The following is a 10,457-nucleotide window of genomic DNA, read 5'->3' as shown; positions in this document are numbered from 1 at the left end:
CCCCTCGGACGAGGGGCGCGCACCACGTCGTCACTTGGACTCGTCGGCCTCTTCGGCGATGACCTCGGCCTCGGCGACGACCTCGGCCTCAGCGGCGGCCTCGACGGCGACCTCAGCGACCTCGGCAGCAGCCTCGGCGACGACCTCGGCCTCGGCGGCAGCCTCGACGGCGACCTCAGCGACGACCTCAGCAGCGGCTGCGGTCTCGACAGCGGCCTCGGCCTCGGAACCGGCGAGGAGCTCGCGCTCCCACTCGGCGAGGGGCTCTGCCTCGGTGGCCGTGCCGGCCTCGGCGCCCGTGCGGCCCGAGTGGCGCTGGAGCAGGCCCTCGGCGGCGGCGTCGGCGATCACGCGGGTGAGCAGCGTGACAGCGCGGATCGCGTCGTCGTTGCCCGGGATCTTGTAGTCGACGACGTCGGGGTCGCAGTTGGTGTCCAGGATCGCGACGATCGGGATGCGCAGCTTGCGCGCCTCGTCGACGGCCAGGTGCTCCTTGTTGGTGTCGACGATCCACACGGCGGAGGGGACCTTCGCCATGTCGCGGATGCCACCCAGGGTGCGGGTCAGCTTGTCCTTCTCGCGACGCAGGACGAGGAGCTCCTTCTTGGTGAGACCCGAGGCTGCGACGTCGTCGAAGTCGATCTCCTCGAGCTCCTTCATGCGCTGCAGACGCTTGTGCACCGTGGTGAAGTTGGTGAGCATCCCACCGAGCCAGCGGTGGTTCACGTAGGGCATGCCCACGCGAGCGGCCTGCTCGGCGACGGGCTCCTGCGCCTGCTTCTTGGTGCCGACGAAGAGGATCGTGCCACCGTGGGCGACGGTCTCCTTGACGAACTCGTACGCGCGGTCGATGTAGGACAGCGACTGCTGCAGGTCGACGATGTAGATGCCGTTGCGCTCCGTGAAGATGAATCGCTTCATCTTCGGGTTCCAGCGGCGGGTCTGGTGTCCGAAGTGGACTCCGCTGTCGAGGAGCTGGCGCATGGTCACGACGGCCATGGCACGTCCTTTCAGGCGTGACGCGGGATCCTCCCGCTGCTCACGCTCGTTCGTCCGACCGGGCGCGCGGCGTCCGGTCGGTGCTTTCGGTTGTCGGTGCGGGCCGGGATTGGCCGTGCACCCCTGGCGTCACACCGCCGGGCGACGCCGGACCCTGGCGAACGAGGATCCGGACCGTTGTCGTGGCAGCCCCTGCCACTGGCCCTGACGGGCCGGGAGGCGGGGAAGTGACGCGCGAAGTCGACGGCGCGCAGCGGGGGCCCGGGCGTCTCCGACGGACTCCGCCGGAGGTGCTGGTGGGCCGTCCGAATGAACGTGCCGATCGCGGCGTTAAGTCTACCTGATGCGCGGCCCCGGCCGGACCTGTCCACAGGTCCCGCCCGATCGGCCCGGTCCACAGGCCCGGGCGCCGACGCCCCACACGCACCGGCGGTGCGCGATGCTCGGCCCGTGCCCGCCATCCTTCCACGCCCCGCCCGCCTCTCCGCCGTCGTCGCCGGAGCCCTCGTGCTCGTCCTGGTCGCGCCGCCCGCTCCCCTCGCGCGAGGAGCGACGGCGCCCGCTCCTGCGAGCGACGCGTGGGTCGCGCCCGTCGTCGGTGAGCCCGTCGTGCTGCGTCCGTTCCTCCCACCCGACCAGGACTGGCTCGCCGGTCATCGCGGCGTCGACCTCGGCGCGGCACCCGGCGACGCGGTCGTCGCGCCCGAGGCCGGGGTCGTGACGTTCGCCGGGACGGTCGTGGACCGAGGCGTCGTCGTCGTGCTGCACGACGACGGGCTGCGCACCTCGCTCGAGCCCGTCACGGGGAGCGTGGCCCCGGGGACGAGGGTGGGGCGCGGTGAGGTCGTCGGGACGCTCGAGGGCGGTCACGGCGGGGGTGGTGGGAACGAGGCGGCCGCCGCCGGGCACTGCCTGCCGTCCTCGTGCCTCCACTGGGGTGTCCGGCGGGGTGAGGTCTACCTGGACCCGCTCACCCTGCTGGCGCCCCGAGAACCGATCGTGCTGCTCCCGCTGCGCTGAGCCTCGCCGCAGCGTCCCCCGGCGAGGTCACGCCCGCGGGAACGCCTGCTCGAACGATGCCCGCAGGCGGTCTGCGCTGACGTGCGTGTAGCGCTGCGTCGTGGAGAGCGTCGCGTGCCCGAGCACCTCCTGGACGCTGCGCAGGTCGGAGCCGCCCTGGAGCAGGTGCGTCGCGGCGCTGTGCCGCAGGTCGTGCGGCGTCACGTCGTCGACGCCCGCGAGCGCCGCGAGCCGGTGCACGGTCTCTCGTGCCTGCCGCTGGCCCCACCGGTGTCCTCGGTCCCCCAGGAGGAGTGCCGGACCGGAGTCCGCGACGGCGAGCGCGGGGCGACCGGCGTCGAGCCAGCGACGGATCGCCCGACCGGCGGGCACCCCGAACGGGACGACCCGCTCCTTGTCGCCCTTGCCGACCACGCGCAGCGTGCGCTCCCCCAGGTCCACGTCGTCGACGTCGGTCCCGACGAGCTCGGCGACGCGCACGCCCGAGGCGTAGAGCAGCTCGAGAGCAGCCCACTCGCGCAGCCGGGCAGGGTCACCGTCGGCGGCCGACGCGCGGGCCGTCTCCATGAGGTGCGCGGCGGAGTCGACCGCGAGGACCGTCGGCAGGTGACGCGGCACACGGGGGCTCGCGAGGCGCAGGGCGGGGTTCTGCGCGGTGCGCCCGGTGCTGGTCGTCCAGGCGAAGAACGCTCGCGCGGCCGCGCCGCGCCGGGCCATGGTGGTGCGCGCCAGGTCCCGCGCGCCGAGGTCGGCGAGCCAGTCGCGCAGCACGGCGATGTCGACGTCGTCGAGATCCCGGACACCCGTCCCGACGGCACGCTCCAGGAGCGAGCGCACGTCGCCCGTGTAGGCGCGCACGGTGTGTGCGGAGAGGCCGCGCTGCACGGCCAGGTGCTCCTCGAACGCGGCGACCGCAGCGGTCAGCCCGGCCGGCAGGTCCGGCACGGCCTGCGCCGTCCCGGGTCCGCTCGGCCCTGCCGCCTCGGCGCCGTGCGGACGCTTCTCGGAAGTGCTCATGTGCCCAGTCTCGCGGAGCACCCGCACCAGGACGGGTCTGCCACGCCCGGCGGCACTATCCGCCGAGCCTGCGCCACCTCCCGCCCGACTGCTCGGCGAGACCGACGAGCTCGAGGTGGCCGAGCCCCCCGAGCGTCTCCTGGCTGCCCAGCCCGGCCGTCCGGGCGACCGACTCGACCGGGACGTGGGCACGCAGCGGGAGCGCGTCCCAGAGCCGACGGCCCACCTCGTCGAGGCCGTCCTGGGGCTCGCTGCGCCCCTCGCCGACCGGGGCCGCGTCGGTCCCCGCCCTGCCACCCAGCTCGGCGGCCTCGGCGGCGTCGGTGACGCAGACGGCCTTCGCGTCCCGGAGCAGCCGGTGGCACCCTCCCGAGGCCATCGACGTGACCGGTCCGGGAACTGCACCGACGGGACGCAGGAGCGCAGCTGCGTGCGTGGCGGTGCTCAGGGCGCCTGAGCGCCAGGCCGCCTCGACCACGACGGTCGCTCCGGAGAACGCGGCGATGAGCCGGTTGCGGTGCAGGAAGCGCACACGGCTCGGGACCGAGCCCGGCGGCACCTCGCTGATCACGCTCCCCTGCTCCAGGACGGCGCGCAGCAGGTCGGTGTTGCCCGCCGGGTAGAGGCGGTCCGCTCCGCCGGCGAGGAACGCGACGGTCTGCCCTGCGGCGGCAAGAGCGCCTCGGTGCGCGGCGGCGTCGATCCCGTAGGCGCCTCCCGAGACGACCGTGAAGCGACGGTCGACCAGGCCCACGGCGAGGTCTGCTGCGACGTGCCGCCCGTAGTCCGTGCAGGCGCGCGCCCCCACGAGCGCGAGCGAACGCCCCGAGAGCGCCGCGAGGTCGTCGCGACCACGGACCCAGAGCGCGAGCGGGGCCTCTGCACCCAGGTCGTCGAGCGCGGCCGGCCACCGCGGGTCCTCCGGGACCACGAGGCGGCCGCCGATCCGGCCGAAGGCGCCCAGCTCGCGCGCAGGGTCCAGGCCGGGCAGCCGTCCTCGCCACCGCTCGACCGCGCGCACGAGCCGGTCTCCTGCGGGCCGCTCGTCGCGTCCCTCGAGCACTCCCAGCGCCAGCCGGCGGGGGTCGTCGACGACCTCGTAGAGCCAGCCGAGCGAACCAGCGGCCCCGAGGTGCGTGACGAGTGCGCCCGCGACCTGGTCCCCCGGCTCGGCGATCCGGCTCCACGCCGCACGCGCGAGCAGCGGGTCGGTGAGGTCGAACGAGGCACGGCTGCGCTCACCCATGGTGCCCCCTGGTCCGCAGCGCGAGGCCCTGCCCCACGTCCGACCGGGTGGGCGCAGCGCGCCCAGCGAGGTCCGCGACGGTCCAGGCGAGGCGCAGCACGCGGTCCGCCCCGCGCAGCGAGAGCGTCCCCCGGTCGAGCGCGGTGTCGACGTCCGCCAGCAGACCCCGTCCCGCGCCCAACCGTTCGCGCAGCCACGTCCCTGGTACCTCGGCGTTCGTCGACCACGGGGTCCCCGCCAGCCGCGCCCTGGCCGCGGCCCGTGCTCCCGCGACACGCACCGCGACCGTCGCGCTCGTCTCTACGTCCCCCTCGCCCGCGCGGTCCACGCGGGAGACGGGCCGCACCTCGACCTGGACGTCCACGCGGTCGAGCAGCGGCCCCGAGAGGCGTGCGAAGTACCGGCGGCGGACGACCGGGGTGCACTGGCACTCGAGCCCCTTGCCGATCGCGAGCCCGCACGGGCACGGGTTCGCGGCGAGCACGAGCTGGAAGCGTGCCGGGTAGCGCGCCGAGCCCGCGGCCCGGTGGATCACGAGCTCGCCGTGCTCGAGCGGCTGCCGCAGCGTCTGGAGCACCCTGGAGCCGAACTCGGGGGCCTCGTCGAGGAACAGGACCCCGCGGTGCGCCCTCGAGGCGGCACCGGGCCGGGGCAGCCCTGACCCTCCCCCGACGATCGAGGCGGGGGTCGCCGTGTGGTGGGGGTCCTCGTAGGGCGGGCGCCGGACGAGGCCCTGGCCGGGGTCGAACACCCCCGCGACCGAGTGGACCGCGGTCACCTCGACGGCCTCGGCGTCGTCGAGGTCCGGCAGGATGCTCGTGATCCGCGACGCGAGCATGGTCTTGCCCGCACCCGGTGGTCCGACGAGCAGCAGGTGGTGGCCTCCTGCTGCGGCGACCTCGACGGCTCGTCGGGCCTGCTCCTGCCCCAGGACGTCCCGCAGGTCTCCCTCGGCGCGGAGCGGCCGGTCGACCCGCGGTGCGCGCGAGGCGGCCGAGGGCAGGACCATTCCGGGGAGCTCGGCGCCGTAGAGGGCCGCGACCTCGGCGAGGCTCGCGACGCCGACGACGCGCGCCCCGGGCACGAGACGCGCTTCCTGCGCGTCCTCCAGCGGCACGACGACGTCGCACAGCCCCGCCGCCACCGCGGCGGCCACGGCGGGGAGCACCCCGCGCACGGGCTGCAGCCGACCGTCGAGCCCGAGCTCGCCGATGTGCACGACCTTCTCCGGGTCGGACACGGAGATCTGGCGGGCACCGGCCAGCATCGCGACGGCGATGGCCAGGTCGAAGCCCGAGCCGGACTTCGGCAGCGACGCGGGTGACAGGTTGACCGTGACCTTGCGCTGGGGCCACGCGATGCCGGACGAGGCGATCGCGGCCCGGACCCGGTCGCGAGACTCGGACAGGGCAGCGTCCGGCAGGCCCACGAGCGTGAACCCGGGGACCGAGGCCGCCAGGTGCGCCTGGACCTCCACGACGTGGCCCGAGAGCCCGACCAGCGACACCGCGAACGTGGTGCCGAGCGTCATCAGCTGACCCCCACGAGATGCTCGACCTGCGCGGCCCCCGCCTGCGGGAGGACGACGGCCACGACGTCGATCCGGACCGAGGCCGGTCGCACCGGGTGGGTGGCCATCCACTCACCGGTGAGGCGACGCAGCCGCGCGATCTTGTCCTGGGTCACGGCCTCGGCGGGGTGCCCGTAGGCCGTGCCTCGTCGGGTCTTGACCTCGACGACGACGAGCACGTCGCCGTCCCTGGCCACCACGTCGAGCTCGCCCCGGGTGCCGCGCCAGTTGCGGTCGAGCACGACCCACCCGGCCTCGACCAGGTACCGCGCGGCGATCTTCTCCCCGTACCGACCGACAGCGTCCTTCGCTCCCATGTCCCACCTCCGGGCCACACCCTGACGCACTCAGGGGTGGTGCGGGGCTCGGGAACGCGGGGCCTGTGGACGACGCCCGCAGGCGGGCACCTGTGCACGGCTCGACGCCGCCGCCGACCGCTAGAGCTGGAGCTCGGCCTTCGCCAGCTCCTCGACGTTCACGTCCTTGAACGTCACGACGCGCACCGACTTCACGAAGCGGGCCGACCGGTAGACGTCCCAGACCCACGCGTCGGCCAGCCGCAGCTCGAAGTACACCTCTCCGGCGGCCGAGCGGACCTGGAGGTCCACCTGGTTCGCGAGGTAGAAACGTCGTTCGGTCTCGACCACGTAGGAGAACAGGCCCACCACATCGCGATACTCGCGGTAGAGGGCCAGCTCCATCTCGGTCTCATAGTTCTCGAGGTCTTCGGCGCTCACTGGACCATCATGGACCATCGGCGGACCGAACCCGGGACGCGCAGCCGCGCACGCCCGCCTCGGGCGCGTCGCCCGTCGTCGCTCCTCAGGCCCCGTCCTGCTCGGGGAGCCGCCAGCTGCGCCGGTGCTGCGGCGTCGGGCCGTGGGCCTTGAGGGCCTCGACGTGCACGGCCGCGCCGTACCCCTTGTTGCCGTCCCAGCCGTAGGCCGGGTACTGCCGGGCGAGCCCCGTCATGAGGCCGTCGCGCTCGCACTTGGCGAGCACGCTCGCCGCCGCGACCGACGCGCACTGGAGGTCGGCCTTGACCAGCGTCCGCACGGCCGGGTCCGGCAGCGCGCCCAGGTCGTCCTCGGGGTCGAGGTCGAAGGCCTCGAAGAGGTCGACCGTGGGGCGGGTCAGCCAGTCGTGCTTGCCGTCGAGCAGCACGGCGTCGACGGGCCCGAGCGAACGGCGGACCTGGGCGAGCGCACGGCGACCGGCGAGCCGGAGCGCGACCACGATCCCGTGGGCGTCGATCTCCGCGGGGCCGGCATGACCGACCGCCCAGGCGAGCCCCCACTCGCGGACGGCGGGCAGCATCGCCTCGCGTGCCGCGGGCGTCAGCATCTTGGAGTCCGTCAGCCCCTCCGGGAACGTACCCGTGGTCAGGTCGACCACGACGACACCCACGCTGACCGGGCCGGCGAGCGCTCCGCGCCCGACCTCGTCCATGCCGGCGACGAACCGCGCCCCCGAGTCGAGCATCGAGCGCTCGTGGCGCATGGTCGGCGGCACCGGTCCGGTCGCCCGCTTGGCGGGCGCCTTGCGGGGCTTCTTCGCGGCTGCGGGGCGCGCACCGAGATCGGTCGTCACGGCTCCGGCACCTCCGCGAACACGTCGCCCGGGTTGCGCATGAACGTGAAGTCGCTCAGGGGCCAGACCTTGACGAACGCGGTCCCCACGACGTTGCTGATCGGCACGAACCCGCCGCCCGGCTTGCCCGTGTTGTAGCGCGAGTCGGCGGAGTGCTGGCGGTTGTCGCCCATGACGAACAGCATGCCCTCCGGGACCACGGTGTCGAAAGGGTCCTGGCTCGGGACGGAGCCAGGTTTGATGTACGTCTCGTCGATGGGCTGCCCGTTGACGCTCACGCGCCCCTGGGCGTCGCAGCACACGACCGTGTCGCCCGGGAGACCGATCACACGCTTGATGAGGTGCTCGCCCGTGTCCTGCGGGAGCAGGCCCACGAACGTCATGGCCGACGTCACGGCGTTGCCGACCGGACCGCGGTCGGGGGCGACGTACGGCGGGAGCCAGCTGCCCGGGTCCTTGAAGACGACGACGTCCCCGCGGTGGACGTCGAACACGTCGGGCACGAGCCGGGAGACCATCACGCGATCCCCCTCGACGAGGGTGTCCTCCATCGAGGCGCTCGGGATGAAGAAGGCCTGCACCAGGAACGACTTGATGAGCCACGAGAGCACCAGGGCGCTGAGGAGGATGATCGCGGTCTCGCGCACGAGCGACGGCCTGCGGGGTGCGCGGCGCGCGCCGGGCTGCTGCTCTGCCATCTCGCTCCTTGCGTGAGCACCGGTCCCCGGCAGGTCACCGGGGGCGGGTTCGGGTCGGGCTGCTGCCTGTGCGGCGCTCTCTGTCACGCGCTCACTGTGCCATTCGACGCCCGTGAGGGGAAAACGGCGCGCGCCGGGACGCCGACGGGCGGCCACCTCGAGAGGTGACCGCCCGTGAGCGTGCAGTGCGGCTGACGTGGAGTCAGGACCGGATCACTTGGCGGGAAGCGCGTCGCGCTTCTCCTTGATCTTCGCCTTCTTGCCGCGCAGCTTGCGCAGGTAGTACAGCTTGGCGCGACGGACGTCACCGCGCGTGACGACCTCGATCGTCTCGAGCGTCGGGGAGTGCACCGGGAAGGTACGCTCCACGCCGACACCGAAGCTGATCTTGCGGACCGTGAAGGTCTCGCGGACGCCGCCACCCTGGCGGCCGATGACGACGCCCTGGAACGCCTGGACGCGGGAGCGGTTGCCCTCGACGACCTTGACGTTGACCTTGACGGTGTCTCCGGCCCGGAACTCCGGGATGTCGCTACGCAGCGATGCTGCGTCGACGCTGTCCAGCGTGTGCATTGTTCTCTCCCCGCTCTGCCACAGGTCAGACGCGTTCTCGTGGCCCACCGCGAGGTGGGTCCGGTTCAGTACAAGGGTGGTGCTCGCATGAGATCGGTCGCGCACGCGGACGTGCGGTGAGCCTCCCCTGTGGCAGAGGCCCGACCGGCAGGCACCGAGGGTCTATTCTGCCACACCGCCGGGAACGGTCTCCGGAGCAGCCCCGGGTGCCGGGTTCTCGGCCGTCGCCGGGCGGCGCAGCGCGCCGTCCGCGATCTTCCACCCGAGCCCCGCCAGGAACGCCCGGTCGTGCTTGTCGAGCGTGCTCACGTCGAGCGCCTCGATCAGGTCCGGCCTGCGGGCCGCGGTCTTCTCGAGCGCACGGTCCCTGCGCCAGCGGCGGATCTTCGCGTGGTGCCCGGAGAGCAGGACGTCGGGCACCTCGAGGCCGGACCAGACGGGCGGCTTGGTGTACACGGGGTACTCGAGCAGGCCGGCCGCACCGTGCGACTCCTCGACGAGCGACTCGGGGTTGCCGATCACCCCCGGCAGCAGGCGGGCGACGGCCTCGACCATGACGAGCGAGGCCACCTCGCCGCCGTTGAGCACGTAGTCGCCGATCGAGAGCTCGCTCACGCGGTGCCCTGCAGCACGGTAGTGCTCGGCCACACGGGCGTCGATCCCCTCGTAGCGCCCGCACGCGAAGACGAGCTGGTCCTCGGTCGCGAGGGCTTCTGCGGTGCGCTGGGTGAACGTCGTGCCCGACGGCGTCGGGACCACCAGGTGCGCGGGCGCGGCCGAGGTCAGCTCGTCGATGGCCTGCCCCCACACGTCGGGGCGCATGACCATGCCCGCTCCCCCGCCGAAGGGCGTGTCGTCGACCGTGCGGTGGCGGTCCGTCGTCCAGTCGCGCAGGTCGTGCACGCGCAGGTCGAGCAGTCCTGCGACGCGCGCCTTGCCGACGAGCGACAGGTCGAGCGCGGCCAGGTACTCGGGGAAGATCGAGACGATGTCGATGCGCACGTCAGTCGTTCGTCCCGTCCGCACCGGCCGGGTCGTCGGAGTCGTCGGGGTCTTCGCCCGAGCCCGGCGTGGGCTCGGCGACCTCGAGCCGGTCCGCGTCCCGGGCGAGGAGCCCGCCCGGCGGGTCGAGCACGACGCGGCCACCGGGGACGTCGACCACGGGCACGATCGCGTGCACGAACGGCACGAGCGTGCGCGAGCCGTCGGTCTCCTTGATCACGAGCATGTCGTGGGCGGGCAGGTGCTCGAGCCCCTGGACCTCGCCGACGACCGTCCCGTCCTCGAGCTCGGCGCGCAGGCCCGCGAGCTCGTGCGGGTACCAGGCGTCCTCCTCGTCCGAGACGTCGGCCTCGACCACGAGCGTGACGCCGCGCATGCGCTCGGCAGCGGACCGGTCCGTCACGCCGGCGAAGGTCACGAGCCACTTGCCCTGGTGCAGCCGTGCGCGCTCGATCGTCAGCGGGCCCGCCTCCGCGGGCTCGGTGTCGATCGAGGACCCGACGACGAGACGTGCCTCGGGGTTGTCGGTGCGCAGGTCCAGCGCGACCTCGCCGCGCAGTCCGTGGGCGCGGCCGATACGGGCCACCGTGAGCTGCATCGTGTGCTCCTACTCGTCGTTACGTGCTCGTCGTTCCGGGGCGCGGACCGCTCGACCGGACGGGACCACCGTGGCACCGGTACGGCATCGCCGCACCCGTGCCCGGTGTCGGACAGACGACGAGGCCCGGTCCGCCGTGAGGGG

The 10,457-nt window shown here is 73.6% G+C and carries 12 protein-coding genes; 1 reads left to right on the top strand and 11 read right to left on the bottom strand.

From position 1 onward, the window contains the following. Positions 1-30 precede the first annotated feature (30 nt). Positions 31-999, bottom strand: coding sequence for a 30S ribosomal protein S2 (gene rpsB / locus ACFWFR_RS13135; RefSeq protein WP_191805704.1), 969 nt, complete (start codon positions 997-999; stop codon positions 31-33). 450 nt (positions 1,000-1,449) lie between these two features. Between rpsB and ACFWFR_RS13130 the strand changes: the two genes are divergently transcribed. After that, positions 1,450-2,019 carry a M23 family metallopeptidase gene (locus ACFWFR_RS13130; RefSeq protein WP_377623244.1) on the top strand — a complete coding sequence of 190 codons (570 nt, stop codon included), beginning with the start codon at positions 1,450-1,452 and terminating at the stop codon, positions 2,017-2,019. A 27-nt stretch (positions 2,020-2,046) separates the two neighbouring features. Here ACFWFR_RS13130 and ACFWFR_RS13125 read toward each other — a convergent pair whose 3' ends face one another. The 10 genes from ACFWFR_RS13125 to rimM all read right to left on the bottom strand — a co-directional run bounded on the left by ACFWFR_RS13125 (position 2,047) and on the right by rimM (position 10,313). Next, positions 2,047-3,036, bottom strand: coding sequence for a tyrosine recombinase XerC (locus tag ACFWFR_RS13125; RefSeq protein WP_191805705.1), 990 nt, complete (start codon positions 3,034-3,036; stop codon positions 2,047-2,049). 55 nt (positions 3,037-3,091) lie between these two features. Continuing rightward, positions 3,092-4,282 carry a DNA-processing protein DprA gene (gene dprA / locus ACFWFR_RS13120; protein ID WP_377623243.1) on the bottom strand — a complete coding sequence of 397 codons (1,191 nt, stop codon included), beginning with the start codon at positions 4,280-4,282 and terminating at the stop codon, positions 3,092-3,094. Continuing rightward, the gene (locus ACFWFR_RS13115; RefSeq protein WP_191805707.1) at positions 4,275-5,813 is read right to left on the bottom strand and encodes a YifB family Mg chelatase-like AAA ATPase; all 1,539 of its coding nucleotides are present in this window, start codon (positions 5,811-5,813) and stop codon (positions 4,275-4,277) included. Before ACFWFR_RS13115 ends, dprA begins: the two co-directional genes overlap by 8 nt. After that, a complete protein-coding gene (locus ACFWFR_RS13110) occupies positions 5,813-6,169 on the bottom strand; it encodes a YraN family protein (RefSeq protein WP_191805708.1) in 357 nt (118 codons plus the stop codon). Before ACFWFR_RS13110 ends, ACFWFR_RS13115 begins: the two co-directional genes overlap by 1 nt. A gap of 120 nt (positions 6,170-6,289) precedes the next feature. Beyond that, positions 6,290-6,589, bottom strand: a complete 300-nt coding sequence (locus tag ACFWFR_RS13105; protein WP_024840525.1) for a DUF2469 domain-containing protein — start codon at positions 6,587-6,589, stop codon at positions 6,290-6,292. Between the two features lie 85 nt (positions 6,590-6,674). Continuing rightward, positions 6,675-7,442, bottom strand: coding sequence for a ribonuclease HII (locus ACFWFR_RS13100; protein ID WP_377623242.1), 768 nt, complete (start codon positions 7,440-7,442; stop codon positions 6,675-6,677). Then, complete coding sequence (lepB, locus tag ACFWFR_RS13095; RefSeq protein ID WP_377623241.1) at positions 7,439-8,140, bottom strand: signal peptidase I; 702 nt, start codon at positions 8,138-8,140, stop codon at positions 7,439-7,441. Before lepB ends, ACFWFR_RS13100 begins: the two co-directional genes overlap by 4 nt. Before the next feature lie 213 nt (positions 8,141-8,353). Further along, positions 8,354-8,713 (bottom strand): 50S ribosomal protein L19, encoded by a 360-nt coding sequence (gene rplS, locus ACFWFR_RS13090; RefSeq protein ID WP_056648670.1) that lies wholly within the window; start codon positions 8,711-8,713, stop codon positions 8,354-8,356. A gap of 162 nt (positions 8,714-8,875) precedes the next feature. Continuing rightward, complete coding sequence (trmD, locus tag ACFWFR_RS13085) at positions 8,876-9,715, bottom strand: tRNA (guanosine(37)-N1)-methyltransferase TrmD (RefSeq protein WP_377623240.1); 840 nt, start codon at positions 9,713-9,715, stop codon at positions 8,876-8,878. 1 nt (position 9,716) lies between these two features. Further along, positions 9,717-10,313, bottom strand: a complete 597-nt coding sequence (gene rimM / locus ACFWFR_RS13080; RefSeq protein WP_377623239.1) for a ribosome maturation factor RimM — start codon at positions 10,311-10,313, stop codon at positions 9,717-9,719. Positions 10,314-10,457: the final 144 nt, after the last annotated feature.

Source organism: Oerskovia sp. NPDC060287 (genome assembly GCF_042726775.1).
GTDB lineage: Bacteria > Actinomycetota > Actinomycetes > Actinomycetales > Cellulomonadaceae > Oerskovia > Oerskovia merdavium.
Note: the sequence above shows the minus strand (reverse complement) of the source record. Positions and strands in the feature narration are given on the sequence as shown.

Bases quoted from the DNA above. Each gene is read 5' to 3' on its own strand.
- rpsB (WP_191805704.1), bottom strand. From the start codon at position 999: ATGGCCGTCGTGACCATGCGCCAGCTCCTCGACAGCGGAGTCCACTTC.
- ACFWFR_RS13125 (WP_191805705.1), bottom strand. From the start codon at position 3,036: ATGAGCACTTCCGAGAAGCGTCCGCACGGCGCCGAGGCGGCAGGGCCG.
- dprA (WP_377623243.1), bottom strand. From the start codon at position 4,282: ATGGGTGAGCGCAGCCGTGCCTCGTTCGACCTCACCGACCCGCTGCTC.
- ACFWFR_RS13115 (WP_191805707.1), bottom strand. From the start codon at position 5,813: ATGACGCTCGGCACCACGTTCGCGGTGTCGCTGGTCGGGCTCTCGGGC.
- ACFWFR_RS13110 (WP_191805708.1), bottom strand. From the start codon at position 6,169: ATGGGAGCGAAGGACGCTGTCGGTCGGTACGGGGAGAAGATCGCCGCG.
- lepB (WP_377623241.1), bottom strand. From the start codon at position 8,140: ATGGCAGAGCAGCAGCCCGGCGCGCGCCGCGCACCCCGCAGGCCGTCG.
- rplS (WP_056648670.1), bottom strand. From the start codon at position 8,713: ATGCACACGCTGGACAGCGTCGACGCAGCATCGCTGCGTAGCGACATC.
- rimM (WP_377623239.1), bottom strand. From the start codon at position 10,313: ATGCAGCTCACGGTGGCCCGTATCGGCCGCGCCCACGGACTGCGCGGC.